General features: G+C 45.4%; 31 protein-coding genes. 22 read left to right on the top strand and 9 right to left on the bottom strand.

The features are described 5' to 3' along the window. Positions 1–11: 11 nt before the first annotated feature. Positions 12–191, top strand: a complete 180-nt coding sequence (locus CEF21_RS13435) for a zinc-finger domain-containing protein (protein ID WP_123917150.1) — start codon at positions 12–14, stop codon at positions 189–191. 98 nt (positions 192–289) lie between these two features. On the opposite strand, the gene CEF21_RS13430 is transcribed toward CEF21_RS13435, so the two are convergent. Beyond that, on the bottom strand, positions 290–556 hold the full coding sequence (locus tag CEF21_RS13430; protein ID WP_123917148.1) for a DUF2564 family protein: 267 nt from the start codon (positions 554–556) through the stop codon (positions 290–292). A gap of 204 nt (positions 557–760) precedes the next feature. Here CEF21_RS13430 and CEF21_RS13425 point away from each other — a divergent pair, with 204 nt between their 5' ends. Continuing rightward, positions 761–946 carry a hypothetical protein gene (locus tag CEF21_RS13425; RefSeq protein ID WP_123917146.1) on the top strand — a complete coding sequence of 62 codons (186 nt, stop codon included), beginning with the start codon at positions 761–763 and terminating at the stop codon, positions 944–946. A gap of 63 nt (positions 947–1,009) precedes the next feature. Here the strand turns inward: CEF21_RS13425 and cspD are convergent, their stop codons facing one another. Continuing rightward, the gene (gene cspD, locus CEF21_RS13420) at positions 1,010–1,210 is read right to left on the bottom strand and encodes a cold-shock protein CspD (RefSeq protein WP_119547134.1); all 201 of its coding nucleotides are present in this window, start codon (positions 1,208–1,210) and stop codon (positions 1,010–1,012) included. A 310-nt stretch (positions 1,211–1,520) separates the two neighbouring features. Between cspD and CEF21_RS21300 the strand changes: the two genes are divergently transcribed. The 3 genes from CEF21_RS21300 (at position 1,521) to CEF21_RS13410 (ending at position 3,150) form a co-directional block, all read left to right on the top strand. Continuing rightward, a complete protein-coding gene (locus CEF21_RS21300) occupies positions 1,521–1,670 on the top strand; it encodes a hypothetical protein (RefSeq protein WP_164462188.1) in 150 nt (49 codons plus the stop codon). A gap of 83 nt (positions 1,671–1,753) precedes the next feature. Then, complete coding sequence (locus tag CEF21_RS13415) at positions 1,754–2,455, top strand: class I SAM-dependent methyltransferase (protein WP_123917144.1); 702 nt, start codon at positions 1,754–1,756, stop codon at positions 2,453–2,455. Continuing rightward, the gene (locus tag CEF21_RS13410) at positions 2,455–3,150 is read left to right on the top strand and encodes an AIM24 family protein (protein ID WP_123917142.1); all 696 of its coding nucleotides are present in this window, start codon (positions 2,455–2,457) and stop codon (positions 3,148–3,150) included. Before CEF21_RS13415 ends, CEF21_RS13410 begins: the two co-directional genes overlap by 1 nt. A 98-nt stretch (positions 3,151–3,248) precedes the next feature. On the opposite strand, the gene CEF21_RS13405 is transcribed toward CEF21_RS13410, so the two are convergent. The 3 genes from CEF21_RS13405 to metA all read right to left on the bottom strand — a co-directional run bounded on the left by CEF21_RS13405 (position 3,249) and on the right by metA (position 6,589). Next, on the bottom strand, positions 3,249–4,241 hold the full coding sequence (locus CEF21_RS13405) for a metal-dependent hydrolase (protein ID WP_123917140.1): 993 nt from the start codon (positions 4,239–4,241) through the stop codon (positions 3,249–3,251). Between the two features lie 63 nt (positions 4,242–4,304). Further along, positions 4,305–5,465 (bottom strand): diglucosyl diacylglycerol synthase, encoded by a 1,161-nt coding sequence (locus CEF21_RS13400; RefSeq protein WP_123917138.1) that lies wholly within the window; start codon positions 5,463–5,465, stop codon positions 4,305–4,307. 200 nt (positions 5,466–5,665) lie between these two features. After that, entirely contained in the window at positions 5,666–6,589 is a 924-nt protein-coding gene (gene metA, locus CEF21_RS13395; protein WP_123917136.1) for a homoserine O-acetyltransferase MetA, read from the bottom strand. A gap of 254 nt (positions 6,590–6,843) precedes the next feature. On the opposite strand from metA, the gene CEF21_RS13390 reads away from it, so the two are divergent. The 12 genes from CEF21_RS13390 to CEF21_RS13335 all read left to right on the top strand — a co-directional run bounded on the left by CEF21_RS13390 (position 6,844) and on the right by CEF21_RS13335 (position 17,100). Next, positions 6,844–8,529 (top strand): formate--tetrahydrofolate ligase, encoded by a 1,686-nt coding sequence (locus CEF21_RS13390; RefSeq protein WP_277423904.1) that lies wholly within the window; start codon positions 6,844–6,846, stop codon positions 8,527–8,529. After that, complete coding sequence (locus CEF21_RS13385; RefSeq protein WP_123917134.1) at positions 8,529–9,047, top strand: hypothetical protein; 519 nt, start codon at positions 8,529–8,531, stop codon at positions 9,045–9,047. The genes CEF21_RS13390 and CEF21_RS13385 overlap by 1 nt, the downstream gene beginning before the upstream one ends. Further along, entirely contained in the window at positions 9,044–9,541 is a 498-nt protein-coding gene (locus tag CEF21_RS13380) for a glutathione peroxidase (RefSeq protein ID WP_123917132.1), read from the top strand. Before CEF21_RS13385 ends, CEF21_RS13380 begins: the two co-directional genes overlap by 4 nt. Positions 9,542–9,672: 131 nt before the next feature. Then, a complete protein-coding gene (locus tag CEF21_RS13375; RefSeq protein WP_123917130.1) occupies positions 9,673–10,287 on the top strand; it encodes an HD domain-containing protein in 615 nt (204 codons plus the stop codon). A gap of 67 nt (positions 10,288–10,354) precedes the next feature. Further along, a complete protein-coding gene (locus tag CEF21_RS13370) occupies positions 10,355–11,482 on the top strand; it encodes a conserved virulence factor C family protein (protein ID WP_123920232.1) in 1,128 nt (375 codons plus the stop codon). A gap of 157 nt (positions 11,483–11,639) precedes the next feature. After that, positions 11,640–13,346: a dihydroxy-acid dehydratase gene (ilvD, locus tag CEF21_RS13365; RefSeq protein WP_123917128.1), complete on the top strand. Its 1,707-nt coding sequence runs from the start codon at positions 11,640–11,642 to the stop codon at positions 13,344–13,346. Between the two features lie 105 nt (positions 13,347–13,451). Continuing rightward, positions 13,452–13,886, top strand: coding sequence for a BrxA/BrxB family bacilliredoxin (locus CEF21_RS13360; protein ID WP_123917126.1), 435 nt, complete (start codon positions 13,452–13,454; stop codon positions 13,884–13,886). Between the two features lie 67 nt (positions 13,887–13,953). Beyond that, positions 13,954–14,727 carry a class I SAM-dependent methyltransferase gene (locus CEF21_RS13355; protein WP_123920230.1) on the top strand — a complete coding sequence of 258 codons (774 nt, stop codon included), beginning with the start codon at positions 13,954–13,956 and terminating at the stop codon, positions 14,725–14,727. 28 nt (positions 14,728–14,755) lie between these two features. After that, positions 14,756–14,884, top strand: coding sequence for a YuzL family protein (locus CEF21_RS13350; RefSeq protein WP_123917124.1), 129 nt, complete (start codon positions 14,756–14,758; stop codon positions 14,882–14,884). A gap of 253 nt (positions 14,885–15,137) precedes the next feature. Next, entirely contained in the window at positions 15,138–15,692 is a 555-nt protein-coding gene (locus CEF21_RS13345) for a YpjP family protein (protein ID WP_123917122.1), read from the top strand. A gap of 19 nt (positions 15,693–15,711) precedes the next feature. Then, positions 15,712–16,242: a phosphatidylglycerophosphatase A family protein gene (locus CEF21_RS13340; protein ID WP_123917120.1), complete on the top strand. Its 531-nt coding sequence runs from the start codon at positions 15,712–15,714 to the stop codon at positions 16,240–16,242. A gap of 84 nt (positions 16,243–16,326) precedes the next feature. After that, a complete protein-coding gene (locus CEF21_RS13335; RefSeq protein WP_123917118.1) occupies positions 16,327–17,100 on the top strand; it encodes a TerC family protein in 774 nt (257 codons plus the stop codon). Positions 17,101–17,145: 45 nt separating this feature from the next. Here CEF21_RS13335 and CEF21_RS21730 read toward each other — a convergent pair whose 3' ends face one another. Then, the gene (locus CEF21_RS21730) at positions 17,146–17,274 is read right to left on the bottom strand and encodes a hypothetical protein (protein ID WP_277423903.1); all 129 of its coding nucleotides are present in this window, start codon (positions 17,272–17,274) and stop codon (positions 17,146–17,148) included. A gap of 112 nt (positions 17,275–17,386) precedes the next feature. Between CEF21_RS21730 and CEF21_RS13330 the strand changes: the two genes are divergently transcribed. Then, the gene (locus tag CEF21_RS13330) at positions 17,387–18,181 is read left to right on the top strand and encodes a thymidylate synthase (RefSeq protein ID WP_123917116.1); all 795 of its coding nucleotides are present in this window, start codon (positions 17,387–17,389) and stop codon (positions 18,179–18,181) included. Further along, entirely contained in the window at positions 18,178–18,666 is a 489-nt protein-coding gene (locus CEF21_RS13325) for a dihydrofolate reductase (protein ID WP_123917114.1), read from the top strand. The genes CEF21_RS13330 and CEF21_RS13325 overlap by 4 nt, the downstream gene beginning before the upstream one ends. Before the next feature lie 415 nt (positions 18,667–19,081). On the opposite strand, the gene trhA is transcribed toward CEF21_RS13325, so the two are convergent. After that, complete coding sequence (gene trhA / locus CEF21_RS13320; RefSeq protein ID WP_123917112.1) at positions 19,082–19,723, bottom strand: PAQR family membrane homeostasis protein TrhA; 642 nt, start codon at positions 19,721–19,723, stop codon at positions 19,082–19,084. Positions 19,724–19,738: 15 nt separating this feature from the next. Next, positions 19,739–21,769: a sigma-54 interaction domain-containing protein gene (locus CEF21_RS13315; RefSeq protein WP_123917110.1), complete on the bottom strand. Its 2,031-nt coding sequence runs from the start codon at positions 21,767–21,769 to the stop codon at positions 19,739–19,741. Positions 21,770–21,935: 166 nt separating this feature from the next. Here CEF21_RS13315 and iadA point away from each other — a divergent pair, with 166 nt between their 5' ends. Further along, on the top strand, positions 21,936–23,108 hold the full coding sequence (gene iadA, locus CEF21_RS13310) for a beta-aspartyl-peptidase (protein ID WP_123917108.1): 1,173 nt from the start codon (positions 21,936–21,938) through the stop codon (positions 23,106–23,108). Positions 23,109–23,283: 175 nt separating this feature from the next. On the opposite strand, the gene CEF21_RS13305 is transcribed toward iadA, so the two are convergent. Continuing rightward, on the bottom strand, positions 23,284–23,505 hold the full coding sequence (locus CEF21_RS13305; protein WP_123917106.1) for a hypothetical protein: 222 nt from the start codon (positions 23,503–23,505) through the stop codon (positions 23,284–23,286). A gap of 315 nt (positions 23,506–23,820) precedes the next feature. Between CEF21_RS13305 and ilvA the strand changes: the two genes are divergently transcribed. Both ilvA and CEF21_RS13295 read left to right on the top strand, forming a co-directional pair. Continuing rightward, positions 23,821–25,095 carry a threonine ammonia-lyase IlvA gene (ilvA, locus tag CEF21_RS13300; RefSeq protein ID WP_123917104.1) on the top strand — a complete coding sequence of 425 codons (1,275 nt, stop codon included), beginning with the start codon at positions 23,821–23,823 and terminating at the stop codon, positions 25,093–25,095. A 13-nt stretch (positions 25,096–25,108) separates the two neighbouring features. Further along, positions 25,109–25,786, top strand: a complete 678-nt coding sequence (locus CEF21_RS13295) for an SOS response-associated peptidase (RefSeq protein ID WP_123917102.1) — start codon at positions 25,109–25,111, stop codon at positions 25,784–25,786. Positions 25,787–25,799 lie beyond the last annotated feature (13 nt).

Genomic DNA, 25,799 nt, shown 5'->3' with positions numbered 1-25,799 from the left:
GTGGGCGAAGGATGAATAATCGAAAACAGAAACTGGATGAAATAGGGGAGCTGCTGGACACGTATTGTGTAGATTGCCTCCTTAAGCAGCATTTTCGCAAAGAATATGGGAAGACACATGCCCATTCTTTCTGCATCAGTCAATGTACAGTCGGACTGAAGCTGAAAGAATTGGGGGAGAAGCTATCCTGACCGTAAATCGTACAGCTGCTATATATGAATGAAAACGAAACCCCCGGAAAGCAGTTTTGCATTCCGGGGGTTTTTGTCTCTTAAAGCTGAAGGCTGTGTTACTTTCTCGCTTCATTCAGCTGATGCTGACACTGATCCAGAAGCTTTTTTTGATGTTCAAGGAATTCCCTGTCAACACCGGTAAGACTTACTTGCTCCAGATGGGTTTTTGCATCCTCAATTGATTTTTGGGCTTGACTGAGTGCTTCAGGATCCATGCTCATTGTGCTTGCACCCGTCATTTTTTGAGAGGCTTCGACCGCTAGTTCGAGCTGAGCGAGATCATTTAATCCATTTACAGGCTGTTCTTGATTGTTTTGATTCATATGAAAAGCACCTCCAACGATTAGGATAAGGCATCTTCAGAAAAAATATGCAAAAATTGTGAGTTAAAGAGTGCAAATGTCACGATTTCCTGTTATATTCGTTATAACGGATAAAAATAGTTCATAAGAATTAGTTTTTGTAAAAAGAAGGGTAAATCCAGGTTTTAAACAAAAACCTGCTGAAGAAGGGAGCTGTGGGGGATCATGAAAAATAAACATCTGGAAGAGCATATCAGACAGGCCTTCACTGAGATCTATCAGGACTTGGAAAAGCTTGTTTACATTGCCAATCATGCCAATGTATTTAATCACCTGGAAATAACGAGAGTAGAGAGAAAAATTAAACAGAATGTAAAGGCCATTGAATACTTGATGATAAATAGCAAATGAAAAGAGACCGGATATTCCATCCGGTCTCTTCCGATCTATTGGTCATTCCCTATTCATATTGGATTACAGTTTTGTAACGTTTGCAGCTTGAGGTCCGCGATTTCCTTCAACAATTTCAAAAGATACTTCCTGGCCTTCTTCCAGAGATTTAAAACCGTCTCCCTGAATGGCAGTGAAGTGTACGAATACATCGTCTCCGCCTTCCACTTCAATAAAACCGAAACCTTTTTCGTTGTTGAACCATTTAACTTTACCGTTTTGCATATTACATAATCCTCCTAATTTCTGTAGCGCTATGAGAGCGCTATAAAAAGTATTCACCACTATGCCAAATGCATCATTGGAAACCACCTAGCCTAATGATGTTTTTAATATACAAAAAAAAGCCATTGCCGTCAAGATGGGAAGAAAAGATTCTGTTGAAACTTTCTGAATTTTTTCTGCGTTCACAGAGAGGCGTGTAAGCGATTTAAAAAAACTTATTTTTAATGTGCGGATCAGCAAGTAAGGGGTCTTTTTGTGGCATGATATCCATACTGCGAATGAATCAATAGCAGAGAAAGGCGGATTGCGCATGAAACGAAAACAAGATGAATCCTATATAGCGAACAAAGGAATAGAGGAAGCATTTAAAAATGATTCAAAAGTCTCTGATTTTGAGCGAATTAATGTCGAATCAGCACCAATTTTGATTGATGACGAACCGGAAAACAAGCAGCTGTAGTAGCTGCTTGTTTTTGTGTTTTCGACACGATTCAAAGGAAAATGAAGTGTGAATGGAGAAGTGGTAGAGGCGGAGGTGTACATATGGAAAGAAATAATGTTTTTAACTGGGGTAAAGAAGCAGAGACCCAATGGAATAAAAATTCAAGCAGCTGGCACAGCAGGAGCAGGGATATGTGGGAAAATGGGAGCAGAAAACAAATTATCCCCTTCTTTTCCCGCCACGTCCCGTCAGCATGCCGCGTTCTTGATATTGGATGCGGGGACGGATACGGTTCCTTTAAACTGGCTCAGCTTGGACATAAAGTAACCGGTATTGATTTCTCTGCTGAAATGATTGCGACCGCTAACAAAGAATTTGAAATTTCCGGATTAGACTTTCTTCAAGACGATGTTATGAACCTTTCGGCTGGAGAGAATGAGGCGGACGCACTCCTTGTCATCAACTGCCTTGAATGGGTGGCTGAACCTCTGCAGGCGATCCGTGAGCTGGTGCGGGTGCTGAAACCTGGGGGAGCCGCTTGCGTTGCGGTACTCGGACCGACTGCCGGACCGAGAAGCAATAGCTACCCGCGTCTGAAAAGTGAGCCGGCTATCTGCAATACGATGATGCCGTGGGAGTTTGCAAGGCTTGCGGAGGAAAATCAATTGAAACCGATTGATCAGCTATCCGTATATAAGGAGGGGGTTAAACAGGAGATGACTGCAAATTTAAATGCGGAATTAAAGCAAGCTCTTTCTTTTTTAACTCTTTTCCTATGCAGAAACGAAAAGGAGACGGTGTAATGGAAGAGCGTTATTCAATACAGGAATTCGTGGGGGCAACCAAGCAATCCGACCGTAAGCAAGGGTTTTTTGAGCTGGAAACTCCGAGAATGCTTGAAGTGAACTTAGATGGGCTCGTATGGTCCAAAGCAGGCGCCATGGTTGCATACAATGGACAGATCAAGTTTGAAAGGGAAGGGGTTTTAGAACACGGTGTCGGGAAATTCTTAAAAAAAGCCTTTACCGGGGAAGGTTCCTCTCTCATGAAGGCGAGCGGCAGCGGGCAATTGTATTTGGCGGACCAAGGCAAAAAGATTACAATCCTTTCTCTGAACGATGAATCCATCACAGTGAATGGAAATGATTTACTGGCGTTTGAACCGACGATTGAATGGGATATAAAATTAATGCGAAAAGTGGCAGGCATGCTTTCAGGGGGCCTGTTTAATATTCATTTATCAGGGAAAGGCCTGATTGCCATAACTTCTCATTATGAGCCATTGACGCTTTTTGCAGAAAAGGGGCGCCCGGTTTATACGGATCCCAATGCAACCGTCGCCTGGTCTGGCAGCCTGAGTCCTGAGTTTGTAACAGATGTTTCACTGAAAACATTTTTAGGAAGAGGGAGCGGGGAATCCATTCAAATGAAGTTTGATGGAGATGGATTTGTCGTTGTCCAGCCTTTTGAGGAAATTTACTTAAGTCAGCAAAGCTGATCTGAAGAGGCATGCAAGGACTTTGAGGATGAACTAATTTTTACAAAAAGAACCCCCCGTTCAGTGAACGGGGGGTTCTAAAAGCTTAACAGCACCTCTTAATGGGATACGGATTCAGTTAAGGCTTCTGGCTGTTCAAGTGTTTGGATATGATGAAGCCAGCCTGTTTTGGACTGTGCAATTCTCAAATCGAAGTCTACGTGGACAATGGCCATAAAAGGATAGTGCTGTTTCGTTCTATACCTTACATCAAACCATCTGACCTCGTACCCATCCGTTTTTCTCCAGAGGATGGCATGAGCCATTTCAGCATTCACATGAAAGTGCTGGACATTCGGATCGCTCAGAGCGGCTTGTATAACGGGAGAGGAGAGGCTGGTTTTTTTAAACGTATGAATCCACGTGAACTGTCCATGCCGGTATTCACCCGTCATAAAAGCCGTTTCCGATTCGGCACATACATGCCATATTCCAAAGCGAATGGTCGGAATCGCTTTGACTTTCTTAAATTCAGAGGCAATTTGGGCTTCAGCTTTCCCCTTGACCTTTCTGGAAGCAAAAAGCCTTTGAAGCATATAGAGAATCATGACGGTATATACGGCGGCGAACACTTGGCCGGAAGGCAGGCCGCCGCCCCAAAGAGCAAAACCGATGATATGAAGAAGCATGATGAAAGGATCAAAAATATAAATCGCGTCAAAGGTAATCCATTTTTTTGAAAAGGGACGTCCCGCCTGTGTACCGTAGGAGTTAAATAAATCCACAAAAACATGAATGAGAACGGCAGCGAATGTCCATCCGAAAAGCCGGGAAAGATCAATCCCCGAAAAAAAAGGCCAGATGCATGCTGTAAGCAGGACACTCCATATGATCCATGCCGGCACTGAATGGGAACGGGCACGATGATGCCTCAAGTACGCTCCCTCGCCTTTAAAAAGTTTAACAGCGTAATCGAAATCAGGCGCATTTGACCCGAGCAGTGTTCCTGCAAGAATAGCATGTGCCAGAACGGGATCTGCTGCGACAGCAGGATCCAGAGAAGAAAGCCCGGCGAGACCGAACCCCATTGCGATGTGTGTGCTTGTATCCATTTTTATCCTCCAAGATGCAAGAAATTTCCCAAAGCATCCAGAAGCCAATGAAGAAGGGGAAAATTAATAATTCACGGAACCCTTCATCTTTTTCTCGTTTTCTTTCATGATATGGATCGCTTCATCCATAATGTCATCCAAAATGACGTCTGCAGAGTTTGCGTGGTGAAGCTTTTTAATATTCGTTTTCATATTGGCGAGAAGGTGCTCATTTTTCATCAGGTAGTCTACACTTTCCTGAATCTCTTCGTATTTATTGACGACAACGGCAGCTCCTTTATTTTCAAAGAAAATGGAATTCTCTTTCTCCTGGCCTGGTACGGGCTTATATAAAATGACCGGAAGCCCGATGGCCGATGCTTCACTTAATGTTATGCCTCCTGGTTTCGTGATCATGCAGGAGCTGATCCGGAAAAGCTCATCGACACGCTCTACATAGCCAAGTGCTTTAATTTGCTTCGGATACGCATTGGCAAGGGGAGTGAGGCTGTCCTTCAGCACCTGATTTTTCCCGCAGACGACAATCGTCTGCAGATGATCATACTGGAGAAAAGACTGGCAAAGCTCTCTGACATTTTTCAGAACTCCATGGGCACCAGCCATGATTAATAAAGTCTTTTTATTGGGATCGAGTTCGTATTTCTCCATCAGCTGGTCATGGTCCAATTCTTCTTCGAATTGAGAACGGATTGGAATCCCCGTGACTTTCACGGCAGATGGCCGGATTCCGAGACTGACAATCTTTTCTTTCACATGCTCGTTCGCTACATAATACTTGTCAATGTTTTCATGCACCCATATCTTATGAAGGCAGAAGTCTGTAATGACGTTAAATGTAGGGATAACCGTTCCCGTCCTTCTGCGGTACTCCGGTACGACAATCATCGGAAACGTATTAATAATAATATCAGGATCCTCTTTTAAGATAATTTCATGAAGCCTTTTGTGCCCCATTTTATAATAAAGATTCATCATTCGTTTATTGTACATTTTGTCTACTCCGTAGTAGAACAAGCGGTAGAATTGTTTTCCGATTGAGAAGCTTTTTAAATACAGATACTGGGTGATTTCTGAAAAAACAGGATGTGATTCATTATATAGATCACAAACAATCACATTTTCTATTCCCATGTTTCTGCAATGATTCACCAATGTGTTTGCTACCTGAACATGCCCGTTTCCATACTTGGCCGTCAGAATCAAAACCTTTTGTTTGGATCTCAACGTTTTCACCTCAATCAATATAAAAACACTCACATTTCTTTTGCAATACTCTTTAATTTACTATATAGAGTAACATATTCATATCCTGCTAATATAAAAATAATGTTAAATCTTTGTTATATTCACGGGAAACGAACATAACCATGCTCTTATTTTAACAAATACAGGAATTTCATGGTATATCTTTTTAGGACTTACATTTAATTACCATTCGTATGTTTCCAGTCGAATGGAGTTTCCTGATAGACATAATAGTTGAGCCAATTTGAAAAAAGAAGGCTTGCATGAGATTTCCAGCGGAATAAAGGACCGTTTTCAGGCTGGTCATTTTTATAATAATGCAGCGGAAGGCTGATAGGAATCCCGCGATGAAGATCTCTTTTGTATTCCTCATCAAGCGTATAGGCATCATATTCCGGATGGCCGGTCAGAAAGATCCTTTTCCCGTCTCTTGACTTTAAGAGGCATACGCCGGCCTCGTCGGACTCAGAAAGAATAATCAGATCTTTATTTGATAGAGCTTGTTCTTTTGATATATCTGTATGCCTGGAATGCGGAACATAGAATTCTTCATCAAAGCCCCGGACAAGTTTTTCAGAAGGGGCTTTGACGGTATGGGCAAAGATTCCGAAGCATTTCGTTTCAAGCGGCACTTTTTCCACACCGTAATGAAAGTAGAGACCGGCTTGTGCACCCCAGCATATATGCAGGGTGGAGGTCACCTGACTCGAGCTCCAGTGCAGAATCTGCTGCAGCTCTTCCCAGTAGGATACCTCTTCAAACGGCATCTGCTCCACAGGCGCTCCGGTAATGATCAGCCCGTCAAAACTCCTGTGCCGGATGTGGTCAAATGTCGTATAGAATTCTTCAAGGTGACGCGGTTCCACATTTTTCGATGTATGGGACTTCATATGAAGAAAGGTGATATTGACCTGCAGCGGGGTGTTGCCGAGCAGCCGGAGAAGCTGCGTTTCTGTTTTTTCTTTTTGGGGCATCAGATTCAGGATCAATATATCGAGAGGGCGGATATCCTGAGCCGCCGCCCTGTGTTCGTCCATAATAAAAATATTTTCTTCTTCAAGAATAGCCTTAGCAGGAAGATTTGAGGGGATATTAATAGGCATGAGGAACACTCCGATCTTATTGGATTAAGATGAGCAGCCGGGCTGTCATCGGTTTCTCTCATTATCAATCACTTCAGGGCCGGTACAGGTAAGGAATATGATACAATGTGAACGGCTTCATATAAGGCTATGTTAAACCGCAGTGGTGATTTTTAGCACCTAAGCGGAAATCGGCAGCCAAGTTTTTTAGAGAATTAGAGCGAAAGTAAAAAGAACTGAGAACATACTAAAACCTTAAAAATGGAGATGGTTTTTTGACGGCAGAGAAAAAAGCATTATCTGATATTGAAATCGCTTCAAAATCAAGCATGAAAAAAATAGCGGAAATCGGTTCAATGCTCGGCATTCAGGAAGAGGAGCTCGAGCTGTATGGACCGTATAAGGCAAAGCTTTCAGATGAACTGTTAACAAGACTGAAAAAGGACCAGGATGGAAAATTGATCCTTGTTACATCCATTAATCCTACACCTGCCGGAGAAGGCAAGTCAACAGTGACTGTAGGCTTAGGACAGGCGCTGAACAAAATCGGCAAAAAAGCTGTAATCGCCATGAGAGAACCTTCCCTCGGACCTGTCATGGGGCTGAAGGGAGGAGCGGCAGGCGGGGGGTACTCACAGGTGCTTCCTATGGATGATATTAACCTTCATTTTACTGGAGATCTCCACGCAATCACTTCAGCCAATAATGCCCTATCCGCCTTTATTGATAATCATATCCATCAGGGAAATGAATTGGACTTTGATCCGGGCAGAATTGTCTGGAAACGTGCGCTTGATATGAATGACCGTGCATTAAGAAATGTCGTGACCGGACTTGGAGGATCTGCGAACGGGCTGGTCAGGGAAGATCATTTTGACATAACAGCAGCGTCAGAAATAATGGCTGTCCTTTGCATGGCGGATGATCTTTTGGATTTGAAAAAACGCCTTTCTGAAATGATTGCCGGCTACACATCCGGAAGAAAGCCGGTCACCGTAGGGGATCTCGGTGTTGAAGGAGCGCTTGCCCTTCTTCTTAAAGATGCCATTAAGCCGAATTTGGTCCAAACCATCGAAAACACACCGGCCCTCATTCACGGCGGACCGTTTGCCAATATAGCTCACGGATGCAATAGTATGATTGCAACGAAAACGGCTTTAAAGCTCGGAGAATACGCAGTGACGGAAGCGGGATTTGGTGCAGATCTGGGAGCCGAGAAATTTCTCAACATTAAATCCCCGGCTGGAGGGCTTAAGCCTGCAGCGGTTGTCATTGTTGCGACGGTCAGAGCACTGAAAATGCATGGCGGAATCAGCAAAGCGGACTTACATAAACCAAATGGGAGCGCTATGATTGAAGGGTGCAAAAATCTCCAAAAGCATATTGAAACGATTCAGGAATTCGGCCTTCCTTATGTGGTTGCGATTAACCGTTTTACGGCAGATGCAGAGGAAGAAATCACGTTGCTGAAAAATTGGTGCAGCGAACATGGGCACCCATGTGCGGCAGCAGATGTATGGGAAAAAGGGGGCAGAGGCGGAACGGATCTCGCTAAAATTGTAGATGAACTTGCTGCACAGAAATCGGTTTTTTCTCCCCTTTACAGCAAAGAAGATTCGTTCAGTGAAAAGGCAAGAAAAATAGCAGTGAAAGTATATGGCGCAGAAGGTGTAACGTTCACTCCAAAAGCAAAAAAACAGCTTGCTGAAATCCAGGAGAACGGCTGGGGCCATTTGCCGGTATGCATGGCGAAAACACAATACTCACTGTCGGATGATCCTGTAAAATTGGGCAGACCGGAACATTTTTCCGTGACAATAAGGGAAGTGAAGGCATCAGCAGGTGCAGGTTTTATCGTAGCCAAGACAGGCGAAATCATGACCATGCCAGGATTGCCGAAAAAACCCGCCGCCCTTAATATGGATGTAGATGAACACGGCAAGGCAAAAGGGCTGTTCTAATGTTTGATCCAACCGTATTTGATAATTTAAAGGTTGTTCTCGAAGGGGCGGTTTATGATCTCGATCTTGAAGGACTGATTGAGGTGAAATCGAGAAACGACCTTGTTAATCTGGCAGATATGTCCAGGACGTGGAGCATCTCTTTTCAAGAAGACCCGGCGGGAACAGAAGCTGAAATTCAGCTTTCCATTATAGCGGATCAGCTTCAGACAGAGTGGAAGAAGACAGCGGATTATGCCGGGTGCAGTCTCCAGATCAGCTTTTATCAATGGGCCGATTCTGAAAGCGGGTATGTAAAACCTCTCACATCCATTAGGGAAATTTGGGGGGAGGATGTGTCCGTTGACATAGAGCTTTCATTTAATCCGCTTGCAGAAAAGAAACAATTCAAGCATACATGGACGATCTATTTTGACCGTCTGATTACGGAAGAACATGCAGGAGATTTAGAAAGTGTTGTAGAATCAGTATGTACCACTCTGAAAAAGATCGATTATAAAAAAGGAGCCGGACTATGAGCGTATATGAGTTTCAGGCTGCAACCATTAAGGGGACGCAGCAGCCGCTTTCCGAATACAAAGGGAAAGTTCTTTTAATCGTTAATACAGCCAGTAAATGCGGGTTTACCCCTCAACTGAAGGGGCTGCAGGAGCTTTATGAGCAATATTCGGGCGACGGATTGGAAATTCTTGGTTTTCCATGCAACCAATTTATGAATCAGGAACCTGGAACGGAAGAAGAGATTGAGGCATTTTGTGAGCTGAACTACGGGGTAACCTTTCCCATGTTTGCAAAAATTGATGTGAATGGGAAAAATGCCCATCCGCTTTTCAGCTATTTAACTGAAGCTCTGCCGGGAATGCTCGGTTCAGAAGGAGTCAAGTGGAATTTCACTAAATTTCTCATCGGCCGGGACGGTACGCCTGTCAAACGGTTTTCTCCCAATACAAATCCAAAAGATATAGAAGAGTCTATAAAACAGCTGCTGGCAGAACAGCCTGCTTCGAGATGATCGAAAGAGGGGCGCTCTGCTGAGGATGATGTAAAAACCCGGGAGGAGGGCATCCCGGGTTTTTGTTTTCAGGACTCTTTCCTGTCTCCCTAAAAATAGCCGGAAATCGGTTTCATTTGGAGAGTGATTACGTGAATAAGGAAGAAATAATTTATGCTGTCAGCGAGTTCGTGAAAGAGCGTCTGGAAAAAGAAGGGTCGGGCCATGACTGGTGGCATATTAACAGAGTCAGAACAACAGCCCTGCAACTGGCTGAAGAGTACAGAACAGATGCATTTATTATTGAGCTCGCCTCTTTAGTGCACGATCTTCCGGACCGCAAAATGAAAGAGGAACTGAGAATGACGATGGAAGAAGTCGAAGGGCTGCTTTCTTCATTCTCCGTTCAAAAAGAGGAGGCTGAAGAAATTATTCGGATAATCGATACCATTTCTTTCAAAGGGACTGGCAAGAGCATTCCGGATTCCATTGAAGGAAAGATTGTCCAGGATGCCGACCGGCTTGATGCGATTGGCGCGATAGGAATTGCCCGCACCTTTGCGTATGCAGGGAGCAAAGGCCATCTCATTTATCATCCTCTGCCGGATCAGGGATCTGCCACGGCCATTCAGCATTTTTATGATAAACTGCTCAAGATAAGAGGTTTAATGAATACGGAAGCAGCAAAGAGAGAAGCAGACGAGAGACATCGTTTTATGGAGCTTTATCTGCAGACATTTTTCAGGGAGTGGAGCGGGAAATCCTGAACATGAACCAATCCGCTTTCCTATGTTAGAATAAAGAAAAATTCCTGTATCAGGAGGTTAAACGGTGCTGAATATTAAAACAATTGAACCGACACCAAGTCCCAATACGATGAAAATCATCTTAACAGAGGAACTGCCCAAAGGGACGAGCAATAATTACAAAAAAGATCAATCAGAACATGCTCCGCAAGTCATTCAGGATATCCTTCAGGTGGAAGGGGTTAAAGGCGTCTATCATGTTGCCGACTTTTTGGCGGTAGAGCGGAATGCCAAATATGACTGGAAAGAAATCCTCTCCAATGTACGCGAGTGCTTTGGCGAATCTCCAGCTGCAAACGGGATTTCCGGACCTGCTGATGATGCTTTCGGAGAAGTCAAAGCGTCCGTTCAAATGTATAACGGCATTCCGATGCAGGTGAAGCTGACAGACGGTATGCAAGAAAAGAGATATGCCCTTCCGCAGCGATTTCAGGATATCCTCTTTTCTGTCCAGCAGCATGCATCCAACGTTGTTTTAAACCGGGTTTGGAAAGACCACGGGGTCCGCTACGGTGATATGGATGAAATAGGAAACGATATGGTTGAAGAACTCTCTGCCGCCTATAAGGAAGAACGGCTAAAACGCATCGCGCAGCAAATGATCAATAAAGAAGAAGGGGTTCAGGCAATCAGCCGTCCGGCCTATAAGGTCACGGAGGAAATGATGGAAGAGCCGGAATGGACGGCACGCTATGCCCATCTTGAGCAAATGGATCCAAAGGCAGAGGATCTGGATGTATTAAGGAAAGCTTTAAGTGATGAGAAAGCATCCATTCGAAGACTTGCTGTCGTCTATCTAGGGATGATTGAGGATGAAGCCGTTCTTCCGCTGCTGTATAAAGCACTGGAGGATAAATCCGTGACGGTCCGGAGAACAGCCGGAGACTGTCTCTCAGATATAGGCGATCCAAAAGCCATTCCTGCGATGATGGCTTCTTTAAAGGATAAAAACAAACTTGTACGCTGGAGAGCGGCGATGTTTTTGTATGAAGTCGGCGATGAGCAGGCGCTTGAAGCCCTTAAGGCAGCAGAAGATGATCCTGAATTTGAAGTCAGCATGCAAATCAAGCTCGCAATCGGTAGAATTGAAGGCGGAGAAGAAGCGATGGGTTCTGTCTGGAAACAGATGACGGAGAGCAGAAAAACAAGCGAATAAGCAGAGACATCTTGGCGCACCCCCGATAAGCGGAGGTGCGCTTTTTTGGATTTTGATAAAATAACAATTAATTAAAAATTTTAAGAATATTATTGCAATATGACGGTCAACGTTCTATAGTAATACACAATCAATTATTGCAGGAGGGAAGCTTACAATGAAAAAAGATCTTAGAATTAAAAGCAGACAGCTGAGCGAGGATCCAAAAAGAGCACCAAACAGAGCGATGCTCCGTGCAGTAGGATTTGAGGATGAAGATTTCAAAAAACCGATGGTCGGGGTAGCCAGTACGTGGAGTGAAGTGACACCATGCAATATACATATCGATCAACTGGCCGTCCGCGCTAAAGAAGGAATTAAGGATTCCGGCGGGGCGGGACTTATTTTTAATACCATTACGGTGTCGGATGGAATCTCTATGGGAACAGCAGGTATGAGATATTCGCTGCCCAGCAGGGATGTCATTGCAGATTCCATTGAAACCGTGGTCGGGGCAGAGAATTTAGATGCCTATGTCGCAATCGGGGGCTGCGACAAAAACATGCCGGGCTGTCTGATTGCGATGGCCAGATCGGAAGTTCCTTCTGTTTTTGTATATGGAGGAACCATCAAACCGGGAAAACTGAACGGAAAAGACATTGACATCGTTTCCGCATTTGAAGGGGTCGGCCAATACAATAAAGGGGATATTGACGGGGAGGAGCTTCGGAATATTGAGTGCAATGCCTGTCCGGGAGCGGGTTCATGCGGAGGCATGTATACTGCTAATACGATGGCATCAGCCATTGAAGCACTTGGAATGAGTCTTCCGGGCAGCTCCTCTAATCCGGCTGAATCCGATTATAAGCTAAAGGATTGCTACACGGCCGGAGAAGCGGTCCTGCGCCTCCTTGAAGCGGATATTTACCCGAAAGACATCATGACGAAGGCGGCCTTTGAAAATGCCATTACGGTGGTGATGGCATTAGGAGGCTCCACTAATGCGGTTCTTCATCTCCTTGCGATTGCAAATGCCATAGAAGTCGATCTGACTCTTGATGATTTCGAACGAATTCAAAAGAAAGTTCCTCACATAGCTGACTTGAAGCCAAGCGGAAAATATGTGATGCAGGATTTGCATGAAGCAGGCGGAGTGCCGGGCGTCATGAAGCTTCTCCTTGAACATGGATATTTAAATGGGGACTGCCTGACCGTTACCGGGAAAACCATTGCAGAGAACTTAAAAGAAATGGACGGGCTCCGGGAAGGTCAAAAAGTGATTATGCCACTGGAGAATCCGCTCCGTTCAGAAGGACCGCTGGTTATTCTTAAAGGCAACTTGGCACCTGATGGCGCCGTTGCGAAAGTATCGGGCCTTAAAGTCACCAGTCTGACGGGTCCCGCAAAAGTGTTTGACAGTGAGGAAGAGGCGACGGAAGCAGTTTTAAGCGGAAAGGTTGCTGCAGGAGATGTCATCGTGATTCGCTATGAGGGTCCGAAAGGCGGACCGGGCATGCCGGAGATGCTGTCTCTTTCAGCCATTTTAGTCGGAAAAGGACTGGGTGAATCGGTGGCGCTTCTGACAGACGGCAGATTCTCAGGCGGAACACACGGACTGGTCGTCGGCCATATTGCTCCGGAAGCGCAAACAGGCGGTCCGATTGCCCTTCTGAAAACAGGTGATTTAATTACGGTAGACAGTGAAAAAAGAGAATTGACCATGCATGTTTCAAAGGAAGACCTTGAAAAAAGAAAGTCCCAGTGGACGGCACCGCAGCAGCTTTTGAGAGGGGTTCTCGGGAAGTATGCAAGAACGGTTTCCTGTTCGTCCAAGGGAGCGGTAACCGATCTGTTTGAATCTTCAAAAGAGCAGGTAAAGCTCTAATCGTTTGCCACGTTCATTTTTCTATAGTATTCTTGAACTCAGAAAGGGTTGACAGCCGTACTGCGGCTGCCTCCCTAAGCGACTGTTTCAGGAGGGTATAAAAACATGTCTATGGCATATGAAGAATATATGCGTCAAATGGTAAAGCCAATGAGGGCAGAACTGACTACTGCGGGTTTCAGGGAGCTTTTGAGTGAAGAAGAAGTAACGGAATACATGGAATCGGCCGAGGGAACCACGCTCGTTGTTGTAAATTCAGTATGCGGCTGTGCGGCTGGACTGGCAAGACCGGCAGCTACTCAGGCGGCATTAAATTCAGAACGCAAGCCCGACCATCTCGTTACCGTGTTTGCCGGTCAGGATAAGGAAGCTACAGCGAAAATGAGAGATTATTTTGACGGGCTTGAACCATCCTCTCCGTCGATGGCTCTTCTTAAAGGAAAAGAAGTCGTTCATTTTATTCCGAGACATGAAATCGAAGGGTTTACAATTGAAGAAATTATGACCAATCTTGAGCAGGCATTTGAAAAGAACTGCTGAGGGAGGACAAACGGGGTGGCCGATCAGCGAAGCCATCCCGATTTTTTTGCAAAGGGACGTTGAACCATTGATTATTACAACGGTGATGAAGAATTTTATAGCAGCTGAAGCGGCGGCGGCAGAAATGGCAAGTACGCTTAATGCCCGCTTCGAGGCGCGAAACAGGAGGTCGATCGCTTCCATGCTTCAATGCGGCGAGCCTGTGCTCGTTGTTGGAGTGGACCGTGTAGAGCTTTACAGTTCATTAGATGAGAAACCATTCTTTTTTCATCCAAATTCTGCGATGTTCCGCATTAAAAGACTGATTGAAGGCGGACGCGATCCCTATCTGGAGGCCGCTGGAATATGCGAGGGGAAAAAGGTGCTGGATTGTACGCTTGGGCTCGGATCGGATAGCATCGTGGCCTCGTATGCGGCGGGGAAAACAGGCAGGGTGACAGGTGTCGAAGGCAACAGGGAAATGGCTGTCATTGTCGGACACGGTTTGAAGAAATGGGATGCCGGCCTTGAAGAGATTTCGAGCGCGATGAGAAGGGTCGACGTGATTCATGCCAATCATCTCGATTACCTGCAGTCATGCGGAGATGATTCGTTCGATATCGTTTATTTTGATCCAATGTTTGAAGAAGAGGTTGCATCTGAAGGAATGGGCCCTTTAAAACAGATTGCTTTATATCATGATTTAAATGAATCTGTTCTTGAACAGGCAAAAAGGGTGGCAAAAGAAAGGGTGGTTTTAAAAGACCATTGGAAGAGCGGGCGCTTTGAGAAATGGGGGTTTACCCAGCTCAAACGGCGCGCGGCTTCCTTCCACTTTGGGGTGTTAGAAATAGAAGATTAGGCAATACTTGGATTCGGAGGTGATGGAAATGTCACGCAAAAAAGCGGATCCGTCTAAAGCACAGCTTGGTTCACCTGCCACTGAGGGACAGGGAACTTCGAACGTGGAATTGGGGAAAGAAAAAAGCTCGTCATCCTCAAAAGCAAAAAAAATGTAATACGGGAAAAACCCGGAGCATGCTCCGGGTTTTTGCTGTTAATCAGTAATTTCCATCATAATCATATAAATAAGCGTAATGAAACTTGCGGTGATCAGCAGTGCTTCGTACATAACCTCTCCCCCTTGCCATCGTCCATACATATATTGTAAAGGATTACCCCTGGTAATTAAAGCGTTTTCCTTACTTAAATAAGGTGATTCTCTTTCGGCTGTGATAAAATAGTAGAGAATAAGCTTAGGAGAGGAAAACCATGAATAAATGGCTTAAAAAAACGCTTGTAGCCCTGTTTTCTATTGTTACTCTTGGTATGGTTGCGCCTCCTGCTGTTCTGCTTGCAGAAGAAAATTCCAGAGAGGTGCCGGAGGCGGTCTATCCTAAGCAGCTGGATCCGCAAAATACGGAAATATACGAGCCGGATCTATTACAGTTTAAACAGCTGGCAAAGGAACAAACGCATCAAAAATTCGGCAGCCGGATTGGTCCGGTTATAGAAAAGGAATTTGATGCGGTAATTCTTCCGGAAATTGAAAAGGTCATGGAACAGGAACTAACCAAAAAAGAGTCAATGAATCTCGTCATCAGTGAGAAGCCCGGATCAGGAAGAAGCGAAAAAATCTTTCATATTTATGACCGGATCTCAGGGCAGGATGTCATCCGATTTCACGTACGCGTAGACCACCCTCCGGGAGATGGCTACTGGTTTAATTTTCATTATCATATGTACCGGGATTCGTTTGAACAGCATCATGAACTGGGCAGGATATACTGGGACAGGAACACTCCTCCCGCATGGATGACTCACTAAAAAGGGGCGATCAGGCTGTATGGCGAAATATACGATGAAGGAAATGACGGCAATTACGATCCGTATGCTTCATGACCGGGGTGTTTCGTTAGAAGATATCGGAGACATTGTATTCCGCCTCCAGGAGCGGTACATCCCAGCGCTTACACACGAAGATTGTGTATACAATGTAGAACGGGTTCTCAGTAAACGTGAAATTGTCCATGCGGTGTTAACCGGACTGGCACTTGATGAACTGGCAGAGAAAAAACTCCTTCCGCAGCCGCTCCAGCATCTAGTGGAAACGGACGAGCCCTTATATGGGATTGATGAGATTATTCCGCTTTCCATTGTCAATGTATATGGTTCAATCGGCCTGACCAACTTTGGCTTTTTGGATAAAGAGAAGTTTGGCATAATAAAAGAGTTAGACGAACATAAAGAAGACAGAGTAAACACGTTCCTTGATGATATTGTGGCTGCCCTCGCCGCAGCGGCAGCGAGCAGAATGGCCCACAGAAGCCGTGATAAAGAAGAAGAAGATCAGTCAGAGCAAATGATCGGAAGCTAGACCGCCTTTCTTCTTAACAAGAGAGTCCAAATCTTGTATAATGATAGAAGTGTTGCTCGAATCTTAGGAGGTTTTGTCGTCATAATGAATGAATTATTAAATGCTTTTGTAGACACGTATGCCCAGTTTTTTGACTGGGAAATGTGGGGCAAAGTACTGACAAGCCCTACAAGCTGGGGATTAATTCTTACCCTGGTAATATTAGAAGGGCTTTTATCAGCTGATAATGCCCTGGTGCTGGCCGTTATGGTCCGGCCGCTTCCTGAAGATCAGCGGAAAAAGGCATTATTTTACGGTCTGATTGGAGCGTATATTTTCCGTTTTATTGCGATCGGAGTCGGAGTATTTTTGATCAAGCTCTGGTGGGTCAAGCTTTTAGGAGCGGCATACCTCGCATGGCTTGCCATCAAATACTTCATTGACAAGCGGAACGAAGCGGATGGAGATGACGCGGAAGATGCTGCGAAACTGACGAAAGGAAGCATTTTTACCCGTCTTTTCGGACAGTTCTGGGGTACGGTTGCCGCTGTTGAACTAATGGATATCGCTTTTTCGGTAGACAGTGTCCTTGCAGCATTCGGAGTAAGTGATCAAGTTTGGGTCTTGCTTCTGGGCGGAATGCTCGGAGTACTGATGATGCGCGGAATCGCTGGAGTTTTCGTCAAGCTCATTGAAAAGATCCCTGAGCTCGAAACAACTGCGTATGTGCTTATTCTGCTCATTGCCGTGAAAATGGCGTTGAGTGTGGCGCATATTGAACTGCCTCACTCAGCATTTTTCATCCTGATTGTTGTCATGTTTATCGGTACGTTTATCATTCATAAAATGAAAAACAGCCGTCAGGAAAAAACGAATTAAGAGTATATGCATCAAAGAGCCGGGGCGGAGAGCCCCGGCTCTTTTTTAATGGAACAAATATAGGAAAAGCGCAATCAGTCCGGCACTGACCAATCCGTCTGCTAATAAAAAGCGGGAGCTGCCCATATACCCAATGACTTTTTCGATTTCTTCTTGCTTCGCTCTTCTTCGCATGGTGTCACTTCCTTGATGGCAGGTTAGTATCATCCTTTACGATTTTGGACCCTTCCATACCTCATAATATGTTAGAATGAATCAATGAATGTTAATGAAAGGACGTGTGAAGATGAAACAATATTTAGACCTCTGCCGGCACGTGCTGGAGAACGGAAAAGCAAAAGAAGACCGGACCGGTACAGGGACAATCAGCACATTTGGCTATCAGATGAGATTTGATTTAAACGAAGGCTTTCCGCTGGTAACGACGAAAAAGCTTCACCTGAAATCAATTGTCCATGAACTGCTTTGGTTTTTGAATGGAGATACGAATGTTGCCTACCTTCAGGAAAACGGTGTGAGAATATGGAATGAATGGGCAGATGAGAATGGAGAACTCGGTCCGGTTTACGGAGCCCAGTGGCGTTCCTGGAGAGGGGCAGGAAGCGAAACAATCGATCAGATTGCAAACGTTGTCCATGATCTGAAACATAATCCTGATTCAAGGCGGCTGATCGTCAGCGCCTGGAACCCATCGGACATTCCGAATATGGCACTGCCCCCATGCCACTGCCTGTTCCAGTTTTACGTTTCTGATGGCAGGCTATCCTGTCAGCTGTATCAGCGCTCAGCGGATGTATTTTTAGGTGTTCCATTTAATATTGCCTCTTATGCTCTTCTCACGATGATGATGGCTCATACTTCCGGTCTGCAGTACGGGGAATTCATTCACAGTTTTGGAGATGTCCATATTTATCAAAACCATCTGGATCAGGTGAAACTGCAGTTGGAGCGGGAACCAAAGCCGCTGCCTTCCATGAAACTGAACCCGGAGGTCACATCTGTTTTTGATTTTACATACGAAGATTTCACCCTGGAAAACTATGAGTCCCATCCTCATATTAAAGGAGCTGTCAGCGTTTGATTTCATTTATCTTTGCAATGGATGAGCAAAGGGTCATCGGCAGGAACAATGATTTGCCATGGAAACTGCCTGCCGATCTCGCTCATTTTAAAAGAACAACTATAGGCTCTCCTGTTGTCATGGGAAGGAAAACGTTTGAATCCATGGGGAGCAGACCGCTGCCGGGGAGAAGAAATATAGTGGTCACCTCAAACCCGGATTTCCATGCAGAAGGGTGCGAGATTCTTCGCTCGGTTAAAGAAATTCCTCTGCTGGAAGAAGAAGGGCGTGAACTTTTTGTTATCGGAGGAGCGAAAATCTTCGAAGAAATGCTCCCTCACTGTACAAAAATGTATGTCACTCTCATTCACCATTCGTTTGACGGTGATACATTTTTCCCGCCGTTTAATGAAACCGAATGGGAAACGGTATCAAAGGAACGCGGGATAAAAGACGAGAAGAACCCTTATACGTATGAATTCCTTGAGCTGAAACGAATCAAATGAGGCTGGGACGAAAGGTTTCTGTTAAACTTGGCTGTTAATTTCCGCTGCAGGCGCTCGCTTTCCGCGGGGCGGGCGGTGAGCCTCCTCGCCGCTTTGCGCCTGCGGGGTCTCACCTGTCCCGCTGCTCCCGCAGGAGTCTCACGCCTTCCGCTTCAATCAACAGCGTGTAAAAAATCATCACCAGGCTTTAATATAGCGAAAAAAACCGAGCTATTATTTGAAACTCTGGTATAGAGCTTCGTAATAGTTCGGTTTTATTTTTTTTATGCTTTTTTCAAAAGAAATATTCGACTTAAGGACAATAATTTTAGTTATGTCCCAGCCTTATTTTTATAGCAAGACTTATACTGCAGCGAAGAAAACTCGTGCAGAAGCTTCGTCCTCCGGAAACGAGCAGCCCGTATAGGAGCGGATGTTAAATAAACGGCACATCCACAGCATAGAACAGGATGCAGAAAAACATAGATGCGCTGCCTCCGAGCACGAAGAGATGCCAGATTGCGTGATGATAAGGAATCTTTCTCCATACATAAAAAATGGAGCCTACTGTATACAGGATCCCGCCAAACAAGAGGAGCATGAACCCTTCCATCGACAAATATTCATATAGCGGCTTCGCGGCAATAATAACGAGCCAGCCCATCAAAATGTAGAAAAGGGTGGATAGAACGACAAACCGGTCGACAAAAAAGATTTTAAAGATGACGCCTGCAGCGGCAAGGCTCCAGATAATGATCAGCAGCGACCAGCCGAATGTGCCGCGTAAAGGGCCAAGTAGCAGGGGGGTGTACGTCCCGGCAATCAGAATATAAATAGCAGAGTGATCAAGAATGGCGAAGATATGCTTCGCCTTTTTATGCTGAATACTGTGAAGGAGCGTGGAAAACAGATAGAGAAGGATCATGGAGGATCCAAAAATGGTGAAACTCACCAGACTGATGGTATCACCATACCAGACTGCAAACAAAATCAGATAAACCAGTGCCGGTATGCTTAGCAAAACACCGATGCCATGGGTAATCGCATTGGCCACTTCCTCTTTAATAGAAAAATCCATGCCGTTCAGCTCCTTTTAATCGTTTCCAAGATGAGATTTCAGTGAATGAAGGAAGTCCATTCCTTCCAGTGTGATTTTCGTGCCGGCCCGTCCCCGCCCTTTTGTTACATAGCTGTGCTTTTCCAGGAAGTCAAGCCTGTGCCTGACCTGCTGTGCGGTAAGGGGGATGGGGCCTGATTTGCTGATTTCGGAGATGATTCTCCTGCTGGCGGGCTCTCCGTTTTCATTCGAAATCCTGATGGTTTCGAGAATGAATACGTATTCCTGCTTATCCATAAGCGTTAATTTGATGGCTGGAGCTTCCTTTTCTTTTTTCTTTTGCTTCGTTCCCGTTTTTCCCGGCAGGTCATGAAGATGAATCGTTTTCCCGTCTGATACGGCAAGCATATAATCGATTGAATTTTTCAGCTCCCTGACATTTCCGTCCCAATCTTCTTTCTTTAACATGTCCATCACTTTTGTATCCATTCTGGTCATCGTCCCGCTCCGTTTCAGAAATTCTTCTGCAAGGATAGGAATATCCGTCTTGCGTTCCCGGAGAGGAGGGATCTGAATCGAAAAGACATTTAAGCGGTAGAAAAGATCCGCCCGAAAAGCTCCTTCGGCCATTTTTTCTCTTAAATTCATGTTTGTGGCGGCGACAATCCGGACATCGACGGCTACATTCCGGGTGCCGCTGATCCGTCTGATTTCCTTTTCCTGCAGCACGCGGAGAAGACTCGCCTGGAGTTCTTGAGAAACATCTCCGATTTCATCGAGGAAAAGCGTTCCCCCGTCTGCCTGTTCGAACAATCCTTTTTTGCCGCCTCTTTGTGCACCTGTAAAGGCTCCGGTTTCATATCCGAAAAGTTCGCTTTCGAAGAGCGAAGGTGAAAGAGCACTGCAATTCACAGCGACAAAAGGACCGGTCCGTCTCCCGGAACCGTTATGGATTGCCTGAGCGAATAATTCCTTTCCCGTACCGGTTTCCCCTTCAATAAGAACCGGCAAATCAGAGATCGCTAGCTTTTTAGCTGTACTGACCGTATCTTTGATTGCGGGGTGTTCCCCGATAATGTGGTCAAATGTATATTTAGCGGTGAAGCCTTTTTTCCGCCATTCAATCGCAGCGGCTTCATTGATTTCGGCCGCTTTACTTACCCGGCTGATTGTGGCGGTGATTATACCGTTAGATTCTTTTCGGTATATGGCCGCTTCCAGTCCGTGAATTTGGAAGAGCTGAAATGGATCAGAGCCATTCATCACATAAGCGGCGACGGAATCGGGAAGGGGGGAGTGCTGGATTGGCTGCTGTATCATATCTGATCTTTTTATTTGAAAAATTGTCTCGCAAGTTGAATTGAAAACGGTAATAAATCCATTCCGTACCCCGATGACTCCTTCGCCCACCTGATCTACCACGAGCTCGAGATTCTTTTCGGCCGTTATAGCCGCTGTTTTAGCATCCGTCAGTTTCTGCTGCATACTGAAAGCCTGTTTCATTTGCCGTTCTGTTAAAATGGAATTAAGAAAAGAAAGGTCAAAACGGTTAACAAGCTGCTGAATGGTGGGAAAACCTATCAAACGGACACCAATGTCCAGTTTCATCGGTGAACCGTCCGGTGCCAGATGCATTTCGCCGGGTGAAATAATGAGATCTGCATCCTGTATGTACAGTTTATCCGGTTCGTACGGTATGAAATGAACATGATGAATGCCAAGTTCCTTCAATTGTGAAATCAGTTCCGACGCCGTATCTGCTGTATCACTTACTACAAGGACGTTCGACCCGCCGGGCATGTGAAGAAGAGGCTCGAGATTTTCTGTGCGAATCGTCCGGACGGCTTCTATCACGCCGCTGTCATTTGACAGGAGGGGAGTAACTTCTTCTCTCAAATCAGGAGATGAAAGCAAAACGGTATCAGTATGGATGGAACCGGGAAGTCCTTTTTCAAGGGAATACGCCGTAATGGACAGATAATCTTTAAATTGTTCCAGGAGCTGTTCATATAAAGCCATTTTTGTTTGTTCCGTCCCGGTAATCAGCATTAGTTCATTTTTCTTCAAAGATAATCGCTCCTGTCTGTGTGTACAATTGCATTATAACACCCAATTAGAACTAATTGAACCCAATAAAAATAAATTGGGCCAAAAGTTTAGCTTTCGGCCCTTTTGGAGTGTGGCACGATTCTTGCTAGATATAAAATCATTAAAGACTGGAGGTCCTGACAACATGATTCAATTAATCAAAAATGGAGAAGTGTATGCGCCCGGATACCGGGGAAAAAAAGATATCATCCTGGCTGGCGGGAAAATAGCATTTATTCGGGAACCCGGCACGATTTTTCCTGAGGAATATGTAAGCAGAACAATCGATGCGGAAGGGAAATTGGTTTTTCCCGGTTTTATCGATTCCCACGTTCATATTATCGGAGGCGGCGGCGAAGGGGGCTACAAAACGAGAACACCCGAACTCCAATTAAGCTCTGCTATTTTTGCCGGTGTCACCACCATTGTCGGCGTCATTGGGACAGATGGCACAACGAGAACGATGAGTGCTCTGCTGGCAAAAGCCAGGGCATTGGATGAAGAAGGAATTACCTGCTTTGTACATACGGGAAGTTATCAGATTCCGGTAAGGACACTCACCGGCAAGATTGAAGATGATCTGATTCTGATCGATAAAGTCATTGGCTGCGGCGAAATTGCCATTAGTGACCACCGTTCTTCCCAGCCAACCTGGCAGGAACTCGCCAAAGTAGCCTCTGCTGCCCGGATTGGAGGGATGCTTTCAGGAAAAGCAGGGATTGTGAATATTCATGTCGGGGATGGAAAGGGCAGACTCGATTTAATCCAAGAGGTTTGTGAACATACAGACATCCCTCTCAAAACGTTTTATCCAACCCACATCAACCGGAACGGGGAGTTATTTCAAGCCGGCATTGAATATGCCAAAAACGGGGGGATCGTTGATTTTACGACCAGTACTGTCCAGCGTTTTCTCGACCAGGGCGAGGTGAAATGCAGCGAAGGATTAAGGCGCATGCTCGACGAAGGAGTTCCGGCGGAATCCATTACGTTTACATCCGACGCACAGGCAAGCCTTCCTGATTTTAATGAAAACGGAGACTTAATTGGCCTTCAGATAGGAGACGTCTCCTCTCTATACAGAGAGGTCAGGGACGCTATCCTGATTGAACAGATCCCTGTGGAGACTGCCATTAAAGTGATCACTTCAAATCCTGCGGCTATACTTAAGCTGCCGCATAAAGGAAGGATTGAGGAAGGGCTTGATGCGGATCTTGTCATCGCGGATAAAGAAACTCTATTCATCAACTCGGTTTTCTCAAAAGGCAGGCTCATGATGCAAGAGGGGGAAATGAAGGTTAAGGGGACATTCGAATAATAGAGGTTCCGGCTAAAAAGGCTCTTAAAATGGGGGACACGTTCTAAGTGTTTCCCTGTTTTGCTTATACATCAGGCTGAAAGAAGCAAAAAGGGCGGAGAACTCCGCCGCTTCCTGCCAAGGCCAACCAGGTTTGCCGCTCTCAACAAGAGCTCGGCACTCTTCCCAATCCTTTCTATTCCTCTGCGTGCAGAGCTTCCAATACTTCCCGGAGCTGCCCGGGCTGTTCGAAATCTTCCGGCTTCCAGTTTTGAGAGACCCAATGAAGCAGCTCTTCCTTTGTATTAAACCCTTTCCCGCTTGTATCTGCATTGCGTACCATGTATACGCGGCTATCCGAATCCACTTCAATAAGACATGGAATGGCACTTGACTTGCTCTTAAGCAGATATTCCAATGAAATTCCTCCTTTAATAAGAACTATGTGAAAGCATGGTGTTGTTTTTTTCTCTACCGTTTGAAGCGGGGGCGGAAGACTCCTGATTCAAGCAGCTGACCGGTGAAATCCCGCAGCGGCGAAGCCAATAGCAGGCTACCCGCCTGCCAAATGATAAGGGAACGCTTCTTCTATCATCAGCCAAGTACAACAGAGCTGTAATAAAAATTCCCCTTTACCCAGTAAATCAATCCTGTTTTGCTCAAAACGACTTTATATTTTGAATATTCGTGCTATAATGGCAAATTAAATAGAGTATCAGAAAGGAATTTTGCCATGAACCCGTCAGCTTCAGCGAATGTCTCGCCTATTGTCCATGTGGAATCGATTCTGAAGGCACATCACCTGCTTAAAGATGTCGTCATTCATACGCCCCTTCAGCTGAATCGTCAGCTTTCTGAACAGTACCAATGCAACGTATATCTAAAAAGGGAAGACCTCCAGCTTGTCCGCTCTTTTAAAATCAGGGGAGCCTTCAACAAGATGAAATCGCTCAGTGAATCCCAGCTTATCAATGGAGTCGTTTGCGCCAGTGCAGGAAATCATGCACAAGGTGTGGCCTATTCCTGCAGCGCACTGGGAGTGAAAGGGAAAATTTTTATGCCGACCACAACACCAAGGCAAAAAGTGAACCAGGTGGAGAAATTCTCCAATGGTTTTGCTGACATTATTTTGTGCGGAGATACGTTCGATGATGCATACCATGAGGCTGTCAAATGCTGTGATGAAGAGGGGAGTGCCTTCATCCATCCTTTCGACGATGAAGAGGTCATTGCCGGCCAGGGGACCGTGGCCGTTGAAGTGTTAAACGATTCGGATGCACCTGTGGACTATGTATTTGCCAGTGTGGGCGGAGGCGGTCTGATTTCCGGGATCGGGACTTATTTCCAGGCCGTTTCCCCTCACACAAAAATAATGGCAGTCGAACCTGAAGGTGCTGCCTCCTTTTCAGAAGCAAGAGCGGCAGGAGAAGTGGTTACGCTGCCCTCCATCAGCAAATTTGTAGACGGAGCAGCGGTTCAGCGGGTAGGCGAGAAAACCTTCAGCATTGCCGGGAGTTTTTGCCATGATACGGTGCTCGTTCCGGATGGAAAGGTATGTACGTCCATTTTAGAGCTTTATAACGACAATGCCATTGTCGCGGAGCCTGCAGGAGCGCTTACCATTGCGGCCCTTGATTTCTGCAGAGATGAAATTAAAGGGAAAAATGTCGTATGTGTTGTAAGCGGAGGGAATAATGATATTGGCAGGATGCAGGAAATTAAAGAAAGGTCGATGATTTATGAAGGCCTTCAGCACTATTTTATTGTGGACTTTCCGCAAAGGGCAGGAGCGCTCAGGGAATTTCTGCATGATGTATTAGGCCCGAATGACGATATCAACCGGTTTGAATACACGAAAAAAAATAATAAAGAGAATGGCCCCGCCCTTGTGGGAATTGAATTAAAAGACAAACGGGATTATTCTACCCTGATCACGAACATGGATGAGAAGGGTTTCCATTACACAGAAGTTAACAAAGATGAACAGCTGTTTCATTTGCTGATTTAAGAGGAGGGCCAGGATGTGCGGGAGATTTACCCAGACGTACGGCGATGAGATTTTTGACTATTTTCCCGTCATGAACAGGGAAGATGGTTTCTTGGGAAAAACCTACAATGCCGCACCCTCTCAAAAAGTGCTGGCGCTGGCAGGGAGAAATGGGGAGTATAAGGCGGGGAGCTTAACCTGGGGGCTCATCCCATCATGGTCGAAAAAGCGCCAGGGTACCGGTTTTATTAATGCCCGGGCTGAAACAATCGCTGAAAAACCAAGTTTTAAGCACCTTCTTGACCGGAAACGCTGCCTGATTCTCGCAGACAGCTTTTATGAATGGAAGAAAACAGAGTCCGGCAAAATTCCTTACAGATTTATGCTTCGCTCCGGAAATCCATTTGCATTCGCTGGTTTGTGGGATAGATGGCGTGATGAAGAGGATGAACTCGTCACATGTACCGTGATCACAACAGCTGCAAATGAAAGGGTCAAAGACATCCATGATCGAATGCCCGTCATCCTGGAATATGGAGAAGCTTTCGGCTGGCTGGAACTGGAGACAGAGAAGGCGGTCAGGATGCTTAGGCCGCTGCCCGCGGAAGAAATGAAAGCCTATCAAGTATCGACGCTCATCAATTCCGCTGCCAATAATGAACAGGCTTGCATAAATTCTGTTAGAAATTTTCTTGCCGCAAGCACAATTTGACAGACTTCGATAG

The sequence above is a fragment of the Bacillus sp. FJAT-42376 genome, assembly GCF_003816055.1.
GTDB lineage: Bacteria > Bacillota > Bacilli > Bacillales > Bacillaceae > Metabacillus_B.
Note: the sequence above shows the minus strand (reverse complement) of the source record. Positions and strands in the feature narration are given on the sequence as shown.

What these genes read in the sequence shown, in the direction of transcription:
- CEF21_RS13435 (WP_123917150.1), top strand. Translation starts at nt 12, where the DNA reads ATGAATAATCGAAAACAGAAACTGGATGAAATAGGGGAGCTGCTGGAC.
- CEF21_RS13430 (WP_123917148.1), bottom strand. Translation starts at nt 556, where the DNA reads ATGAATCAAAACAATCAAGAACAGCCTGTAAATGGATTAAATGATCTC.
- CEF21_RS13425 (WP_123917146.1), top strand. Translation starts at nt 761, where the DNA reads ATGAAAAATAAACATCTGGAAGAGCATATCAGACAGGCCTTCACTGAG.
- cspD (WP_119547134.1), bottom strand. Translation starts at nt 1,210, where the DNA reads ATGCAAAACGGTAAAGTTAAATGGTTCAACAACGAAAAAGGTTTCGGT.
- CEF21_RS21300 (WP_164462188.1), top strand. Translation starts at nt 1,521, where the DNA reads ATGAAACGAAAACAAGATGAATCCTATATAGCGAACAAAGGAATAGAG.
- CEF21_RS13415 (WP_123917144.1), top strand. Translation starts at nt 1,754, where the DNA reads ATGGAAAGAAATAATGTTTTTAACTGGGGTAAAGAAGCAGAGACCCAA.
- CEF21_RS13410 (WP_123917142.1), top strand. Translation starts at nt 2,455, where the DNA reads ATGGAAGAGCGTTATTCAATACAGGAATTCGTGGGGGCAACCAAGCAA.
- CEF21_RS13405 (WP_123917140.1), bottom strand. Translation starts at nt 4,241, where the DNA reads ATGGATACAAGCACACACATCGCAATGGGGTTCGGTCTCGCCGGGCTT.
- metA (WP_123917136.1), bottom strand. Translation starts at nt 6,589, where the DNA reads ATGCCTATTAATATCCCCTCAAATCTTCCTGCTAAGGCTATTCTTGAA.
- CEF21_RS13385 (WP_123917134.1), top strand. Translation starts at nt 8,529, where the DNA reads ATGTTTGATCCAACCGTATTTGATAATTTAAAGGTTGTTCTCGAAGGG.
- CEF21_RS13380 (WP_123917132.1), top strand. Translation starts at nt 9,044, where the DNA reads ATGAGCGTATATGAGTTTCAGGCTGCAACCATTAAGGGGACGCAGCAG.
- ilvD (WP_123917128.1), top strand. Translation starts at nt 11,640, where the DNA reads ATGAAAAAAGATCTTAGAATTAAAAGCAGACAGCTGAGCGAGGATCCA.
- CEF21_RS13360 (WP_123917126.1), top strand. Translation starts at nt 13,452, where the DNA reads ATGTCTATGGCATATGAAGAATATATGCGTCAAATGGTAAAGCCAATG.
- CEF21_RS13350 (WP_123917124.1), top strand. Translation starts at nt 14,756, where the DNA reads ATGTCACGCAAAAAAGCGGATCCGTCTAAAGCACAGCTTGGTTCACCT.
- CEF21_RS13345 (WP_123917122.1), top strand. Translation starts at nt 15,138, where the DNA reads ATGAATAAATGGCTTAAAAAAACGCTTGTAGCCCTGTTTTCTATTGTT.
- CEF21_RS13340 (WP_123917120.1), top strand. Translation starts at nt 15,712, where the DNA reads ATGGCGAAATATACGATGAAGGAAATGACGGCAATTACGATCCGTATG.
- CEF21_RS13335 (WP_123917118.1), top strand. Translation starts at nt 16,327, where the DNA reads ATGAATGAATTATTAAATGCTTTTGTAGACACGTATGCCCAGTTTTTT.
- CEF21_RS21730 (WP_277423903.1), bottom strand. Translation starts at nt 17,274, where the DNA reads ATGCGAAGAAGAGCGAAGCAAGAAGAAATCGAAAAAGTCATTGGGTAT.
- CEF21_RS13330 (WP_123917116.1), top strand. Translation starts at nt 17,387, where the DNA reads ATGAAACAATATTTAGACCTCTGCCGGCACGTGCTGGAGAACGGAAAA.
- trhA (WP_123917112.1), bottom strand. Translation starts at nt 19,723, where the DNA reads ATGGATTTTTCTATTAAAGAGGAAGTGGCCAATGCGATTACCCATGGC.
- iadA (WP_123917108.1), top strand. Translation starts at nt 21,936, where the DNA reads ATGATTCAATTAATCAAAAATGGAGAAGTGTATGCGCCCGGATACCGG.
- ilvA (WP_123917104.1), top strand. Translation starts at nt 23,821, where the DNA reads ATGAACCCGTCAGCTTCAGCGAATGTCTCGCCTATTGTCCATGTGGAA.
- CEF21_RS13295 (WP_123917102.1), top strand. Translation starts at nt 25,109, where the DNA reads ATGTGCGGGAGATTTACCCAGACGTACGGCGATGAGATTTTTGACTAT.